Origin of the sequence: Escherichia sp. E4742, from assembly GCF_005843885.1 — a bacterium.
Taxonomy (GTDB): Bacteria; Pseudomonadota; Gammaproteobacteria; order Enterobacterales; family Enterobacteriaceae; genus Escherichia.
The window spans coordinates 4,848,693-4,864,483 of sequence record NZ_CP040443.1 but is presented as its reverse complement, the minus strand read 5'-3'; the positions used below and the strand labels follow the sequence as shown (position 1 = coordinate 4,864,483).

Genomic DNA, 15,791 nt, shown 5'->3' with positions numbered 1-15,791 from the left:
ATCGCTGGGTTGTAACGTCTTGATTTCCAGTTAACTGCCGCCGTTTATGCAATTTTTCACTGGCTGGCACGAACCCTGCAATCTACATTTACAGCGCAAACATCACTTATTATTAACATATAAATAACGAATTATTTACTGTAGAGGTCGCTATGTCTCAGCCAATTACGCGTGAAAACTTTGATGAATGGATGATACCTGTTTACGCTCCGGCACCGTTTATACCGGTACGTGGCGAAGGTTCGCGCTTGTGGGATCAGCAGGGGAAAGAGTATATCGACTTCGCGGGTGGCATTGCGGTAAACGCATTGGGTCATGCGCATCCGGAACTGCGCGAGGCGCTGAACGAACAGGCGAGTAAGTTCTGGCATACCGGCAACGGTTACACCAACGAACCGGTACTGCGACTGGCGAAAAAATTGATCGACGCCACTTTTGCCGATCGCATTTTCTTTTGTAACTCCGGTGCGGAAGCCAACGAAGCGGCGCTAAAACTGGCGCGTAAATTCGCTCACGACCGCTACGGCAGCCATAAGAGCGGCATCGTGGCGTTCAAAAATGCGTTTCACGGGCGCACGCTGTTTACCGTCAGCGCAGGCGGGCAGCCAGCCTATTCACAGGATTTTGCGCCACTGCCGCCGGATATCCGTCATGCTGCTTATAACGATATTAACTCTGCCAGCGCGCTGATTGATGATTCCACCTGTGCGGTGATTGTCGAGCCCATCCAGGGGGAAGGCGGTGTGGTACCAGCCAGCAACGCGTTTTTACAAGGTCTGCGTGAATTGTGTGACCGCCACAATGCTTTGCTGATTTTTGATGAAGTACAAACGGGCGTCGGGCGCACCGGGGAACTGTATGCCTATATGCACTACGGTGTGACGCCTGATCTGTTAACTACTGCCAAAGCGCTGGGCGGCGGTTTCCCCGTTGGCGCTCTGTTGGCAACCGAAGAATGCGCCAGCGTGATGACCGTTGGCACTCATGGCACCACCTATGGCGGCAATCCGCTGGCCTCGGCGGTGGCAGGCAAAGTGCTGGATCTCATCAACACGCCAGAAATGCTTAATGGCGTTAAACAGCGTCACGACTGGTTTATTGAGCGTCTTCATACCATTAATCACCGCTGCGGTTTGTTCAGTGAAATTCGCGGCTTAGGTCTGCTGATTGGCTGTGTGCTGAATGCGGATTATGCCGGGCAAGCGAAACAAATTTCTCAGGAAGCGGCGAAAGCGGGCGTGATGGTGCTGATTGCTGGCGGCAATGTGGTGCGTTTTGCTCCGGCACTGAATGTCAGCGAAGAAGAGGTGACGACCGGCCTGGATCGTTTTGCTGCGGCCTGTGAACACTTTGTGAGCCGAGGTTCATCATGATGGTCATCCGTCCCGTCGAGCGCTCAGATGTCGCTGCGTTAATGCAGCTTGCCAGCAAAACGGGCGGCGGCCTGACGTCGCTTCCCGCCAATGAAGCCACGCTTTCGGCGCGTATCGAAAGGGCAATCAAAACCTGGCAAGGCGAACTGCCCAAAAGTGAGCAGGGTTATGTGTTTGTACTGGAAGATAGCGAGACAGGCACTGTGGCGGGGATTTGCGCCATTGAGGTGGCGGTTGGGCTGAACGATCCCTGGTACAACTATCGCGTCGGCACGCTGGTTCACGCCTCAAAAGAGCTGAATGTCTATAACGCGTTGCCGACGCTGTTTCTCAGTAACGATCACACCGGCAGCAGCGAGCTGTGCACGCTGTTTCTCGACCCGGACTGGCGCAAAGAGGGCAACGGCTATTTGCTGTCAAAATCGCGCTTTATGTTTATGGCGGCTTTTCGCGACAAGTTTAACGACAAAGTGGTCGCCGAAATGCGCGGGGTGATTGACGAACACGGCTATTCGCCGTTCTGGCAAAGCCTCGGTAAACGCTTCTTTTCGATGGATTTTAGCCGCGCTGATTTTCTCTGCGGTACTGGTCAAAAGGCGTTTATCGCTGAACTGATGCCAAAACATCCGATCTATACGGACTTTTTATCCCAGGAAGCGCAGGACGTTATCGGCCAGGTGCATCCGCAAACCGCGCCTGCCCGCGCAGTGCTGGAGAAAGAAGGTTTTCGCTACCGTAACTATATCGACATTTTCGACGGCGGGCCGACGCTGGAGTGTGACATTGACCGCGTTCGCGCTATCCGCAAAAGTCGGCTGGTGGAAGTAGCGGAAGGACAACCTGCACAGGGCGATTTTCCGGCTTGCCTGGTCGCCAATGAAAATTATCACCATTTCCGCGTGTTGCTGGTGCGAGCCGATCCGGCGACCGAACGTTTGATTTTAACCGCCGCACAACTGGATGCCCTCAAATGCCATGCCGGGGATCGCGTTCGTCTGGTGCGCCTGTGTGCAGAGGAGAAAACAGCATGACTTTATGGATCAACGGTGACTGGGTGACGGGCCAGGGCGCACTGCGCGTGAAGCGTAATCCGGTATCGGGCGAGGTGTTATGGCAGGGCAATGATGCCGATGCTGCTCAGGTTGAGCAGGCTTGTCGGGCTGCTCGTGCAGCGTTTCCTCGTTGGGCGCGGCTCTCCTTTGGCGATCGTCAGGTAAGAGTTGAACGATTTGCCGCACTGCTGGAAAGCAACAAAGCCGAATTAACCGCGATTATTGCCAGAGAAACCGGCAAACCGCGTTGGGAAGCGGCAACCGAAGTGACGGCGATGATCAATAAGATCGCGATATCAATCAAGGCGTATCACGCTCGTACGGGAGAGCAGCGCAGTGAAATGCCGGATGGAGCGGCGAGCTTGCGCCATCGTCCACACGGCGTGCTGGCGGTGTTTGGACCGTACAATTTCCCCGGACATCTGCCTAACGGACATATCGTTCCGGCGCTGCTGGCAGGTAACACAATAATCTTTAAACCCAGCGAACTAACCCCCTGGAGCGGCGAGGCAGTAATGCGTTTATGGCAGCAGGCAGGTTTGCCGTCGGGCGTGCTGAACCTGGTGCAAGGTGGGCGCGAAACCGGTCAGGCACTCAGTGCGCTGGAGGATCTCGACGGCTTGCTGTTTACCGGCAGCGCCAATACCGGCTACCAGTTACATCGCCAGCTTTCCGGTCAGCCGGAAAAAATTCTTGCTCTCGAAATGGGCGGCAATAACCCGCTGATTATTGATGACGTGGTGGATATCGACGCCGCTGTCCATCTGACCATTCAGTCGGCATTTGTCACTGCCGGGCAACGCTGTACCTGCGCCCGCCGTTTATTGGTGAAAAGCGGGGCACAGGGCGATGCGTTTCTTGCTCGCCTTGTTGCCGTCAGCCAGCGGTTAACGCCGGGGAAATGGGATGACGAACCGCAGCCGTTTATTGGTGGGCTGATTTCTGAACAGGCCGCACAGCAGGTTATTACTGCCTGGCAGGAACTGGAAGCATTGGGCGGGCAAACGCTGCTTGCGCCACGTTTGCCACAAGCAGGAACATCGCTGCTGACGCCGGGGATCGTTGAAATGACGGGCGTTTCAGGCGTGCCGGATGAAGAAGTGTTTGGGCCACTACTTCGCGTATGGCGTTATGACACTTTTGATGGGGCGATAAAGATGGCGAATAACACCCGCTTTGGCCTCTCTTGTGGGCTGGTTTCCCCAAAACGGGAAAAGTTCGAGCAACTGTTACTGGAAGCGCGGGCAGGGATTGTTAACTGGAACAAACCGCTTACCGGAGCCGCCAGTACCGCACCATTCGGTGGCATTGGCGCTTCCGGCAACCATCGCCCCAGCGCCTGGTATGCCGCAGATTATTGTGCATGGCCGATGGCAAGCCTGGAGTCAGACTCGTTAACGTTGCCCGCAACGCTTAACCCCGGGCTGGATTTTTCCGATGAGGTGGTGCGATGAATGCCTGGGAAGTCAATTTCGATGGATTGGTGGGGCTGACGCACCATTACGCTGGCCTGTCGTTTGGTAATGAAGCCTCCACCAGTCACCGTTTTCAGGTATCGAATCCACGACTAGCGGCGAAGCAGGGCTTACTGAAAATGAAAGCCCTTGCCGATGCGGGATTTCCCCAGGCGGTGATCCCGCCGCACGAGCGTCCGTTTATTCCGGTGCTGCGTCAGTTGGGATTCAGCGGCAGCGATGAGCAGGTACTGGAAAAGGTTGCCCGCCAGGCACCACACTGGCTTTCCTGCGTCAGTTCCGCTTCGCCAATGTGGGTAGCTAATGCGGCCACGGTCGCGCCATCCGCCGATACGCTGGATGGCAAAGTGCATTTCACGGTCGCCAACCTGAACAATAAATTTCACCGTTCGCTGGAAGCCCCCGTCACCGAATCGCTGTTAAACGCCATTTTTAACGATAAAGCGAAATTCACCATCCATTCGGCGTTGCCGCAGGTGGCATTGTTCGGTGATGAGGGGGCGGCAAACCACAATCGCCTCGGCGGTCATTATGGCGAACCGGGCATGCAGATTTTTGTTTACGGGCGAGAAGAGGGTAATGGTACGCGGCCTTCCCGCTATCCGGCGCGGCAGACCCGCGAAGCCAGCGAGGCGGTAACCAGGCTGAATCAGGTTAATCCGCAGCAGGTGATTTTCGCCCAGCAAAACCCGGACGTTATCGACCAGGGAGTCTTTCATAATGATGTGATTGCCGTGAGCAACCGCCAGGTACTGTTTTGCCATCAGCAGGCATTTGCTCGCCAGGCGCAATTGCTGGCAAACCTGCGTGCGCGGGTCAATGGTTTTATGGCGATAGAAGTTCCGGCGTCGCAGGTTTCTGTGTCTGATGCGGTGTCTACTTATCTGTTTAACAGCCAGTTGTTGAGTCGCGATGATGGTTCGATGATGTTGGTGCTGCCGCAGGAGTGCCGTGAGCACGCTGGAGTATGGCGTTATCTCAATGAACTCCTTACTGCTGACAACCCGATAAGCTCACTAAAAGTTTTTGATTTGCGCGAAAGTATGGCGAACGGCGGAGGCCCTGCGTGCCTGCGCTTGCGCGTGGTGTTGACGGATGAAGAACGTCAGGCGGTGAATCCGGCGGTGATGATGAACGATACGCTGTTTAATGCGCTCAATGACTGGGTGGATCGTTACTACCGCGATCGTCTTACTGCTGCCGATCTGGCCGACCCGCAATTGCTGCGCGAAGGGCGGGAAGCACTGGATGTATTGAGCCAATTACTGAATCTCGGTTCGGTTTATCCGTTCCAGCGCGAGGGAGGGGGCAATGGATAATTTTCTTGCTCTGACCTTAACGGGTAAAAAACCGGTTATCACCGAGCGAGAAATCAACGGCGTTCGCTGGCGCTGGCTGGGCGATGGTGTGCTGGAACTGACGCCATTAACGCCACCGCAAGGCGCGTTGGCAATTTCGGCGGGGATCCACGGTAATGAGACGGCACCTGTGGAAATGCTTGATGCATTGCTTGGCGCAATTTATCACGGTGAAATTAAGTTACGCTGGCGCTTGTTGGCAATCCTCGGAAATCCCCCTGCGCTCAAGCAAGGAAAGCGCTATTGCCATAGCGATATGAACCGGATGTTTGGCGGACGCTGGCAGCAATTTGCCGAAAGCGGCGAAACCTGCCGCGCCCGCGAGCTGGAACAGTGCCTGGAAGATTTTTATCAGCAGGGGAAAGAGTCTGTTCGCTGGCATCTTGATCTGCATACAGCCATCCGCGGTTCGTATCACCAGCGGTTTGGTGTTTTACCGCAACGAGAAATTCCCTGGGACGAAAGTTTTCTGACATGGCTGGGCGCGGCAGGGCTAGAGGCGTTGGTGTTTCATCAGGCGCCAGGCGGCACGTTTACCCATTTCAGCTGCAAACATTTTGGCGCACTGGCGTGTACGCTGGAGCTAGGCAAAGCACTGCCGTTTGGGCAAAACGAGCTTCGTCAGTTTGCGCCAACTACCAATGCAATTGCTACGCTGTTAGCAGGGGCAAGTGTCGGTATAGAGAGAAAACGGCCCCAGCGTTACCAGGTGGTTTCGCAGATTACCCGTCACACTGCTGCCTTCGAGTTGCATATGGCGAGCGAGACGCTGAATTTCACGCCGTTTAAGAAAGGAACGTTATTGGCGCAGGATGGTGAGGAACGTTTTACCGTGACTCATGATATTGAATATGTGCTATTTCCCAATCCATTAGTGGCGTTGGGATTACGCGCGGGATTAATGCTGGAAAAAATAACCTGGTAATTGCCCGCAGAAAGGTTTCTGCGGGTATTTAATAACTTCTTTCGGAATAATACGGATTAATCCTGGGTGTTTGCTTTATTTATCGCCATTTATCAGGTATAGTCCTTCATAATTTCTGCAAAATCATTGTGTTGTAATATTTATTCATCACTTTCCTTCAAATTTTCTTTTTTTCTCCATAATTGGCGAAAAAGTGTTTTTTACACTTTCATTGATTTACCGTTGCTCTGATTAATTGACGCTAAACTCAGTAAAGTTAATCTCGTCAACACGGCACGCTACTAAAGAAAGCCGTAACAAATAACTGAAAGGAAGGATATAGAATATGCGTAAATTAACTGCACTGTTTGTTGCCTCTACCCTGGCTCTTGGCGCGGCTAACCTGGCCCACGCCGCTGACACCACTACCGCAGCACCGGCTGACGCGAAGCCGATGATGCACCATAAAGGCAAGTTTGGTCCGCATCAGGACATGATGTTCAAAGACCTGAACCTGACCGACGCGCAGAAACAGCAGATTCGTGAAATCATGAAAGGCCAGCGTGACCAGATGAAACGTCCGCCGCTGGAAGAACGCCGCGCAATGCATGACATCATCGCCAGCGATACTTTCGACAAAGCAAAAGCTGAAGCGCAGATTGCTAAAATGGAAGAACAGCGCAAAGCTAACATGCTGGCGCATATGGAAACCCAGAACAAGATTTACAACATCCTGACGCCGGAGCAGAAAAAGCAATTTAATGCTAATTTTGAGAAGCGTCTGACAGAACGCCCAGCGGGAAAAGGTAAAATGCCTGCAACTGCTGAATAATCTTTCAGCCAAAAAACTTAAGACCGCCGGTCTTGTCCACTACCTTGCAGTAAGGCGGTGGACAGGATCGGCGGTTTTCTTTTATGCGCCTGTGCCTGTCATTTTTGCAAAAACGCTAAGGTAAATCATACGAGTTGCCGATAACAATCCACGGTTGCCTGAGCGATAACAATGAAAAGAGCATGCCCGGAGCGAGTATGGAATACTTTGATATGCGTAAAATGTCGGTGAATCTGTGGCGAAACGCTGCCGGTGAAACTCGTGAGATCTGTAGTTTTCCCCCTGCGAAACGTGATTTTTACTGGCGTGCCAGCATTGCGTCCATTGCGGCCAATGGTGAATTTTCTTTATTTCCTGGGATGGAAAGAAGTGTGACGCTGCTGGAAGGCGGTGAGATGCTTCTTGAAAGCGCAGACCGTTTTAGCCATACCTTAAAGCCGTTACAGCCTTTTGCTTTTGCGGCGGACCAGGTGGTAAAAGCGAAACTGACGGAAGGGCAGATGTCGATGGATTTCAACATTATGACGCGCCTGGATGCCTGTAAGGCGAAAGTCAGAATTGCCGATCGCACGTTCACCACTTTTGGCTCACGCGGCGGGGTGGTGTTTGTGATTAGCGGGGCATGGCAACTGGGCGAAAAATTGTTAACCACCGACCAGGGCGCGTGCTGGTACGATGGCAAACACACCCTGCGGCTTTTGCAACCGCAAGGCAAACTGCTGTTCAGTGAAATTAACTGGCTTGCAGGCCATTCACCGGATCAAGCTCAGTAATTTCATAGCGACCGGAAAGTAGTGGTTTACAAAGAATTTTATAACCATCGTGATCGAATCCGGCAGGCGTACGGATTAACGTTGCCGCCTCTTCCAGCGAATTAACCGCCCCCAGCCACAGCCAGTTATGAATAATATGGTATTGGGTCATTTCCGGGTGCTGTTCTTTCAACGCCACCGCACCTTGCCACGGCCAGCAGATCACCCGCAAACGTTCCAGCGACTGGAGCAGACGTTGAGCATGATTTTCATGGCTCTCTTTTCCGCAGCACGCTCCGGCGCAACGTTTTAGCGCTGAACGAAAGCAAGCACGACCGCGGCTTAGCGGTTCCAGCCCGAGCAGGCCATAACAGAGCTTTTGTTCATCGGCGATTGTCTGTAATGCCTGTAATGCCGAGCGGCGATTGGCAAACAGGCCAAACAGGTTTGGCGCAGTAGAAAAATCCACGTCTTTGGCGTACACCACATCCACGCGTTTTTCATTCAGTTGCAGGGCGCAGAGCTGACGATTACGGCGCAACCGTTTATTAAACAAAGGCTGTTGCTCTTTGATTAGACGCGCTTCAAGGAGCAGGGCGCCGATTTCGCCCGCGGTACATATCCAGCTAATGCGTCGGGATTGTCGCAGCATGGCCGCTTCATCCGGGGTACGTAAATGGGAAAGGACGCGGCTGCGGATGTTAACGCTTTTGCCAATATAGAGCGGCATAGTGTTACTTTCGCCATGAAACAGATACACACCGGGTCGGGTGGGTAAGTCATTAAGAAATGAACGTAAATGTTCGGGATATTCGTAAATTGCCGCCGCTTCAAATTCGAGCCGCGGGGAAGTTAAACGCCGTACCACAGTTTACTCCGAATGCTGGTTATCCATCCAGTGTAACAGGCGGAAAACGATTAAAAAAGAGGCGGGGCGATGACAAAGCTAACACTGCCTGATGCGCTACGCTTATCAGGCCTACTCGACTCCTGCAATGTATTGAATTCGCAAAGTTTTGCAGGCCGGATAAGACGTTTACGCCACATCCGGCATGAATAAAGTGTTTGGTGTCGACAATCTCAGGCGGGGAGGCCGCACTGTTTATTTTTTCCAGAAATCATCGAAAACCGTAATTGGTGGACGACGTTTATGCTCGGTTTTCAGATACCAGTTCTCAATCGTTCTGGCGACCTGTTCCGGGACATTTTTCCCTTCCAGATAGTCATCGATATTTTCATACGTTACACCGAGCGCGACTTCATCTGGCAGTGACGGGCGGTCATCTTCCAGGTCGGCTGTTGGTGCCTTCTTATAGAGATGCTCAGGGCAACCTAACGCCGCCAGTAACTGTTTACCCTGACGTTTGTTCAGACGATACAGAGGGTTAATGTCTGTGCCACCATCACCATATTTAGTGAAGAATCCAGTAATGGCTTCTGCCGCATGATCGGTGCCAACTACGACGCCATTAGTCATACCCGCAATGCTGTATTGCGCTTTCATGCGCTCACGTGCTTTTTCATTGCCACGCACAAAATCGCTCAGTTCGATACCTGCTTCCCGCAATGCCTGTTCACTGGCGAGTACCGCGCCCTTGATATTGACGGTTAATACGCGATCCGGCTGAATAAAGGCAATGGCGTCCTGGCAATCTTGTTCGTCGGCCTGAACACCGTAGGGAAGGCGCACGGCGATAAATTGCAGTGATTCATTACCGGTTTCCTGGCGCAGTTCATTAATTGCCATCTGACACAGCTTACCGGCAAGGGTAGAGTCCTGACCACCGCTAATGCCGAGTACCAGTGATTTAATGAACGGGTAGGTTTGTAGATAGCTTTTCAGAAAATCGACGCTGCGACGAATTTCCTCTTCAGCATTAATCTGCGGTTTTGCGCCCAGCGCCTTTATTATTTGTTGCTGCAATGTCATTGAACCCCTCCAGACAAAAAAATAAAACTTCCTTAAAGCTAACCCGTTGCTACAGAAACGACAAGCGACAGCAGGTTGAATGGTGGTTAAAACGTCATACAGGAATCCTCTGAAAGCGAAACCGTTTCGCTCTCAGGCTTGAAAAAGCCCCCGATGTATTCCAGGCTTATCTAACACGCTGATAAACAAGAGGACGGAATATGAACAAGAATATGGCAGGAATTCTGGGTGCAGCGGCGGTATTAACCATGCTGGCAGGTTGTACGGCGTATGATCGTACCAAAGACCAGTTTGTACAGCCTGTGGTGAAAGACGTCAAAAAAGGCATGAGCCGGGCGCAGGTTGCACAAATTGCGGGTAAACCTTCGTCTGAAGTGAGCATGATCCATGCTCGTGGTACTTGCCAGACCTACATTCTGGGTCAACGTGATGGTAAAGCAGAAACCTATTTTGTCGCGTTAGATGATACCGGGCATGTGATCAACACTGGCTATCAGACCTGTGCCGAATACGACACTGATCCGCAGGCTGCGAAGTAATTTCTTCATCTGTAAGCTTGAGTTACAACGAAAACCGGCCATTGTGCCGGTTTTTTTATGGGGGAAGCTTATTTGTTGACGCGAATTATTTAACCGAAATGTGAAGGTGGTCAAAACAGTAGGTCAAGGAGAGACAATTTGTATAGTCAAAGAAATACTATTGCTCAGGTCAATACCGTATACTCTTTTCAGCCACCAAAAAAAGTCATGTTGGTTTCGCAAGTTACCCAGAGCATGGAAGCAGGTGAAGGCTTGCGGAGTGTCTGGCTGACAGATAATCGTTGATGAGGGCAGTTTTATGGAGAAGAAACACATTTATCTGTTTTGTTCTGCGGGCATGTCTACCTCTTTATTGGTATCAAAAATGCGCGCGCAGGCAGAAAAATATGAAGTTCCGGTCATTATTGAAGCATTTCCAGAAACGCTGGCTGGTGAAAAAGGGCTGAATGCCGATGTCGTTTTATTAGGGCCGCAGATTGCTTATATGTTGCCCGAAATTCAGCGTTTGTTACCCAACAAACCGGTGGAAGTAATTGACTCGCTGTTATATGGCAAAGTCGATGGTTTAGGCGTGCTTAAGGCTGCAGTTGCAGCAATTAAAAAAGCCGCAGCAAATTAATTTTTAAATTTTCCCGTCAAAGAGTTATTTCATAAATCTATACCGCAATATTTGAATTGCGGTTTTTAAGGGTATTTTTCTATGAGTAATGTTATTGCATCGCTTGAAAAGGTACTCCTCCCTTTTGCTGTTAAAATAGGAAAGCAACCGCACGTTAATGCAATCAAAAACGGTTTTATTCGCTTAATGCCGTTAACCCTCGCAGGGGCTATGTTTGTATTAATTAATAACGTTTTCCTTAGCTTTGGGGAGGGGGCGTTTTTTTATTCCTTAGGTATTCGCCTCGACGCCTCGACCATTGAAACACTCAATGGTCTGAAAGGTATTGGCGGAAATGTTTATAACGGAACATTGGGGATTATGTCTTTAATGGCACCGTTCTTTATCGGCATGGCGCTGGCAGAAGAGCGTAAAGTCGATGCGCTGGCAGCGGGATTGTTATCCGTTGCGGCGTTTATGACCGTCACGCCTTATAGCGTCGGCGAGGCCTATGCCGTCGGCGCTAATTGGTTAGGCGGCGCGAATATCATCTCCGGGATTATTATCGGCCTGGCGGTGGCAGAAATGTTTACCTTTATTGTCCGCCGCAACTGGGTAATTAGACTGCCTGATAGCGTACCTGCGTCGGTATCGCGTTCCTTCTCGGCATTAATTCCCGGCTTTATTATTCTTTCCGTGATGGGGATTATTGCCTGGGCGTTGAATACCTGGGGCACAAACTTCCATCAGATCATTATGGATTCTATCTCGACGCCGCTGGCATCGTTGGGCAGTGTGGTCGGCTGGGCGTATGTGATTTTTGTTCCACTGCTCTGGTTCTTCGGTATTCACGGCGCGCTGGCGCTGACTGCACTGGACAACGGCATCATGACGCCGTGGGCGTTGGAAAACATCGCGACCTACCAGCAATATGGTTCCGTCGAAGCGGCATTAGCTGCCGGTAAGACCTTCCATATCTGGGCCAAGCCGATGCTGGACTCCTTTATTTTCCTCGGTGGTAGTGGTGCGACCCTGGGCCTGATTCTGGCTATCTTTATTGCTTCTCGCCGTGCTGATTATCGTCAAGTGGCAAAACTGGCGCTGCCGTCCGGCATCTTCCAGATTAACGAACCGATTCTGTTTGGTCTGCCGATTATTATGAACCCGGTGATGTTTATCCCGTTTGTGCTGGTACAACCTATTCTGGCGGCAATCACCCTGGCGGCATATTACATGGGCATTATTCCACCAGTGACCAACATTGCGCCGTGGACCATGCCAACCGGTCTGGGAGCCTTCTTTAACACCAACGGTAGCGTCGCCGCCTTACTGGTCGCACTCTTCAACCTCGGTATCGCCACGCTGATTTATCTGCCATTTGTTGTGGTGGCTAACAAAGCACAAAACGTGATTGATAAAGAAGAGAGTGAAGAAGATATTGCTAACGCGCTGAAATTTTAATCGATATCGGCACAGGTAACGCTGTGCCGGGTAAGGAAAGTGAGGAACTGAGTATGATGGATCTCGACAATATCCCGGATACGCAAACCGAAGCCGAAGAACTGGAAGAAGTGGTGATGGGGCTTATCATCAATTCCGGGCAGGCGCGCAGTCTGGCGTATGCGGCGCTGAAACAGGCAAAGCAGGGCGATTTTGCGGCAGCAAAAGCGATGATGGATCAGTCTCGAATGGCGTTGAATGAAGCGCATCTGGTACAGACGAAACTGATTGAAGGCGATGCGGGCGAAGGTAAGATGAAAGTGAGTCTGGTGCTGGTCCACGCCCAGGATCATTTAATGACCTCAATGCTTGCACGTGAACTAATTAGCGAATTAATTGAGCTTCATGAAAAATTGAAGGCATAAGGAGTTGATGATGCAGCCAGTGATTAATGCGCCGGAAATTGCCACAGCCCGTGAACAACAACTGTTTAATGGCAAAAACTTCCATGTGTTTATCTACAACAAAACTGAGAGTATCAGTGGGCTGCATCAACACGACTATTATGAATTCACTCTGGTGTTAACAGGTCGTTATTACCAGGAGATAAACGGTAAACGCGTGTTGCTGGAGCGGGGCGATTTTGTCTTTATTCCGTTGGGCTCGCACCATCAAAGTTTTTATGAGTTTGGCGCCACGCGTATATTAAATGTTGGGATCAGCAAACGTTTTTTTGAGCAGCATTATCTGCCGTTGTTGCCTTATTGCTTCGTCGCATCACAGGTATACCGGACCAATAACGCTTTTCTCACCTATGTGGAAACGGTCATCTCTTCACTGAATTTCCGTGAAACCGGGCTGGAAGAGTTTGTTGAGACAGTGACTTTTTATGTTATCAACCGCTTACGTCATTACCGTGAAGAACAGGTAATTGATGATGTGCCGCAGTGGCTGAAAAGCACGGTTGAAAAGATGCATGATAAAGAGCAGTTTAGTGAAAATGCACTGGAAAATATGGTGATACTGTCGGCGAAATCGCAGGAATATTTGACGCGTGCGACCCAGCGATATTATGGCAAAACACCAATGCAGATTATTAATGAAATTCGTATTAATTTTGCCAAAAAACAACTGGAAATGACCAACTATTCGGTAACGGATATTGCATTTGAAGCTGGTTATAGTAGCCCCAGTCTGTTTATTAAAACGTTTAAGAAACTGACCTCGTTTACACCCAATAGCTATCGTAAAAAATTGACTGAATTTAATCAGTAGCCATTGTATCAGAACACTAAATTTACATGCTTGCTCTGTATAACCTGGTGTTTCCGGGTTATTCCTGACTTAGCGGCAGGCACGACGAATATCAGTATTTCCTAATGAAGGGAGAAATTATGAGCCAGAAATTAAAAGTCGTCACTATTGGTGGCGGGAGCAGCTATACCCCGGAATTACTGGAAGGGTTTATTAAACGTTATCACGAATTGCCGGTGAGTGAATTATGGCTGGTGGACGTCGAAGAGGGTAAAGCGAAGCTGGATATTATTTTCGATCTCTGCCAGCGGATGATTGATAACGCTGGTGTACCAATGAAGCTTTTTAAAACGCTCGATCGCCGCGAAGCATTGAAAGATGCCGATTTCGTCACCACCCAGTTGCGCGTAGGTCAATTACCAGCACGCGAACTCGATGAACGTATTCCGTTAAGTCATGGTTATCTCGGCCAGGAAACCAACGGTGCAGGTGGCCTGTTTAAAGGTCTGCGTACTATTCCGGTGATTTTTGACATAGTCAAAGATGTTGAAGAACTCTGCCCCAATGCCTGGGTGATTAACTTTACGAACCCAGCGGGAATGGTCACCGAAGCCGTTTATCGTCATACCGGATTTAAACGCTTTATCGGCGTGTGTAATATTCCGATTGGCATGAAGATGTTTATCAGCGATGTTTTAGCGTTGAATGAGAACGATGATTTATCTATCGATCTGTTCGGGCTGAACCACATGGTGTTTATTAAAGATGTGCTGGTAAATGGCAAGTCTCGCTTTGCCGAATTACTTGATGGTGTGGCATCCGGGCAGTTAAAAGCGTCTGGCGTAAAAAATATTTTCGATCTGCCGTTTAGCGAAGGCTTAATTCGCTCACTGAATCTGTTGCCGTGCTCGTATCTGCTTTATTACTTCAAGCAAAAAGAGATGCTGGCGATTGAAATGGGTGAGTATTATAAAGGCGGCGCACGTGCACAGGTGGTACAGAAAGTCGAGAAACAACTCTTTGACCTGTATAAAAATCCAGACCTGAAAGTTAAGCCGAAAGAACTGGAACAGCGCGGCGGGGCATATTACTCAGATGCAGCGTGTGAAGTGATTAATGCTATCTACAACGACAAGCAAGCAGAACATTACGTTAATATCCCGCATCATGGGCATATTGATAATATTCCGGCAGACTGGGCGGTAGAAATGACCTGTACACTGGGGCGCGATGGCGCGACGCCACATTCACGTATTACACACTTCGATGACAAAGTGATGGGCTTGATTCATACCATCAAAGGTTTTGAGATTGCCGCCAGCCACGCAGCTCTTAGCGGTGAATTTAATGATGTGTTACTGGCGCTCAACCTTAGCCCGCTGGTGCATTCCGATCGTGACGCGGAACTGCTGGCAAGAGAGATGATTCTGGCGCATGAGAAGTGGTTGCCAAACTTTGCTGACTGCATTGCAGAACTCAAAAAAGCACATTAACTGAGGCTGATTATGGAACGCTTACTGATTGTTAATGCCGATGACTTTGGCTTAAGTAAAGGCCAGAACTACGGCATTATCGAGGCCTGTCGTAATGGTATTGTCACCTCAACGACGGCGCTGGTGAATGGGGAAGCTATCGACCATGCGGTGCGGTTAAGTCGTGATGAGCCGAGTCTGGCTGTTGGGATGCACTTTGTCCTGACACTGGGTAAGCCGCTGACTGAGATGCCTGGGCTGACCCGGCAAGGTGTGCTGGGTAAATGGATCTGGCAGCTGGCAGAAGACGATGCCTTACCACTGGAAGAAATTTCCCGGGAACTTGCCAGCCAGTATCTGCGATTCATTGAATTGTTTGGCCGCAAACCAACACATCTTGATAGTCATCATCATGTGCATATGTTCCCGCAGATTTTCCCGATTGTGGCGAAGTTTGCGGCTGAAGAGGGGATTGCGTTGCGTATTGATCGCCAGCCAGTATTTAACGACGGTGATTTACCCGCAAATCTGCGCAGTTCACAGGGCTTCAGTAGTGCATTCTATGGTGAAGGGATCAGTGAATCACTGTTCCTGCAAGTGTTGGATGATTCCAGTCATCGCGGTGAACGCTCGCTGGAAGTGATGTGCCATCCTGCGTTTGTCGATAATACAATTCGCCAGAGTGCTTACTGTTTCCCGCGGTTAGCGGAACTGGATGTGTTAACGTCGGCGTCGTTGAAGTATGCCATTGCCGAGCGTGGTTATCGGTTGGGTAGTTATCTGGATGTGTAAGGAAGTTGGTAAAGTCACTC

16 protein-coding genes are annotated in these 15,791 nt (G+C 50.4%); 14 read left to right on the top strand and 2 right to left on the bottom strand.

Annotated features, from left to right (window positions below):
- Positions 1 to 152 precede the first annotated feature (152 nt).
- From astC to ves, 7 genes are all read left to right on the top strand, one after another.
- The gene (astC, locus tag FEM44_RS23670) at positions 153 to 1,373 is read left to right on the top strand and encodes a succinylornithine/acetylornithine transaminase (RefSeq protein WP_135522318.1); all 1,221 of its coding nucleotides are present in this window, start codon (positions 153 to 155) and stop codon (positions 1,371 to 1,373) included.
- On the top strand, positions 1,370 to 2,404 hold the full coding sequence (gene astA, locus FEM44_RS23665) for an arginine N-succinyltransferase (RefSeq protein ID WP_135522319.1): 1,035 nt from the start codon (positions 1,370 to 1,372) through the stop codon (positions 2,402 to 2,404). The genes astC and astA overlap by 4 nt, the downstream gene beginning before the upstream one ends.
- The gene (astD, locus tag FEM44_RS23660) at positions 2,401 to 3,879 is read left to right on the top strand and encodes a succinylglutamate-semialdehyde dehydrogenase (RefSeq protein ID WP_135522320.1); all 1,479 of its coding nucleotides are present in this window, start codon (positions 2,401 to 2,403) and stop codon (positions 3,877 to 3,879) included. Before astA ends, astD begins: the two co-directional genes overlap by 4 nt.
- On the top strand, positions 3,876 to 5,219 hold the full coding sequence (astB, locus tag FEM44_RS23655) for an N-succinylarginine dihydrolase (RefSeq protein WP_135522321.1): 1,344 nt from the start codon (positions 3,876 to 3,878) through the stop codon (positions 5,217 to 5,219). The genes astD and astB overlap by 4 nt, the downstream gene beginning before the upstream one ends.
- Positions 5,212 to 6,183, top strand: coding sequence for a succinylglutamate desuccinylase (gene astE, locus FEM44_RS23650; RefSeq protein ID WP_135522322.1), 972 nt, complete (start codon positions 5,212 to 5,214; stop codon positions 6,181 to 6,183). The genes astB and astE overlap by 8 nt, the downstream gene beginning before the upstream one ends.
- Before the next feature lie 325 nt (positions 6,184 to 6,508).
- Positions 6,509 to 6,994 (top strand): ATP-independent periplasmic protein-refolding chaperone Spy, encoded by a 486-nt coding sequence (gene spy / locus FEM44_RS23645; protein ID WP_130208314.1) that lies wholly within the window; start codon positions 6,509 to 6,511, stop codon positions 6,992 to 6,994.
- A gap of 197 nt (positions 6,995 to 7,191) precedes the next feature.
- Positions 7,192 to 7,767, top strand: coding sequence for an environmental stress-induced protein Ves (gene ves / locus FEM44_RS23640; RefSeq protein WP_135522323.1), 576 nt, complete (start codon positions 7,192 to 7,194; stop codon positions 7,765 to 7,767).
- Here the strand turns inward: ves and cho are convergent.
- Positions 7,727 to 8,614, bottom strand: coding sequence for an excinuclease Cho (gene cho / locus FEM44_RS23635; RefSeq protein WP_135522324.1), 888 nt, complete (start codon positions 8,612 to 8,614; stop codon positions 7,727 to 7,729). The genes ves and cho overlap by 41 nt on opposite strands.
- A 234-nt stretch (positions 8,615 to 8,848) precedes the next feature.
- On the bottom strand, positions 8,849 to 9,676 hold the full coding sequence (gene nadE / locus FEM44_RS23630) for an ammonia-dependent NAD(+) synthetase (protein ID WP_064529168.1): 828 nt from the start codon (positions 9,674 to 9,676) through the stop codon (positions 8,849 to 8,851).
- A gap of 200 nt (positions 9,677 to 9,876) precedes the next feature.
- On the opposite strand from nadE, the gene osmE reads away from it, so the two are divergent.
- The 7 genes from osmE to chbG all read left to right on the top strand — a co-directional run bounded on the left by osmE (position 9,877) and on the right by chbG (position 15,771).
- Positions 9,877 to 10,215: an osmotically-inducible lipoprotein OsmE gene (osmE, locus tag FEM44_RS23625; RefSeq protein ID WP_064529167.1), complete on the top strand. Its 339-nt coding sequence runs from the start codon at positions 9,877 to 9,879 to the stop codon at positions 10,213 to 10,215.
- Positions 10,216 to 10,513: 298 nt separating this feature from the next.
- Positions 10,514 to 10,834 carry a PTS N,N'-diacetylchitobiose transporter subunit IIB gene (gene chbB, locus FEM44_RS23620; protein WP_000412160.1) on the top strand — a complete coding sequence of 107 codons (321 nt, stop codon included), beginning with the start codon at positions 10,514 to 10,516 and terminating at the stop codon, positions 10,832 to 10,834.
- A gap of 81 nt (positions 10,835 to 10,915) precedes the next feature.
- Positions 10,916 to 12,274 carry a PTS N,N'-diacetylchitobiose transporter subunit IIC gene (gene chbC / locus FEM44_RS23615; RefSeq protein WP_138159217.1) on the top strand — a complete coding sequence of 453 codons (1,359 nt, stop codon included), beginning with the start codon at positions 10,916 to 10,918 and terminating at the stop codon, positions 12,272 to 12,274.
- 53 nt (positions 12,275 to 12,327) lie between these two features.
- A complete protein-coding gene (gene chbA / locus FEM44_RS23610; protein ID WP_064529165.1) occupies positions 12,328 to 12,678 on the top strand; it encodes a PTS N,N'-diacetylchitobiose transporter subunit IIA in 351 nt (116 codons plus the stop codon).
- 7 nt (positions 12,679 to 12,685) lie between these two features.
- Complete coding sequence (chbR, locus tag FEM44_RS23605; RefSeq protein ID WP_171022612.1) at positions 12,686 to 13,528, top strand: transcriptional regulator ChbR; 843 nt, start codon at positions 12,686 to 12,688, stop codon at positions 13,526 to 13,528.
- Between the two features lie 119 nt (positions 13,529 to 13,647).
- The gene (celF, locus tag FEM44_RS23600; protein WP_135522325.1) at positions 13,648 to 15,000 is read left to right on the top strand and encodes a 6-phospho-beta-glucosidase; all 1,353 of its coding nucleotides are present in this window, start codon (positions 13,648 to 13,650) and stop codon (positions 14,998 to 15,000) included.
- 12 nt (positions 15,001 to 15,012) lie between these two features.
- A complete protein-coding gene (gene chbG, locus FEM44_RS23595; protein ID WP_135522326.1) occupies positions 15,013 to 15,771 on the top strand; it encodes a chitin disaccharide deacetylase in 759 nt (252 codons plus the stop codon).
- Positions 15,772 to 15,791 lie beyond the last annotated feature (20 nt).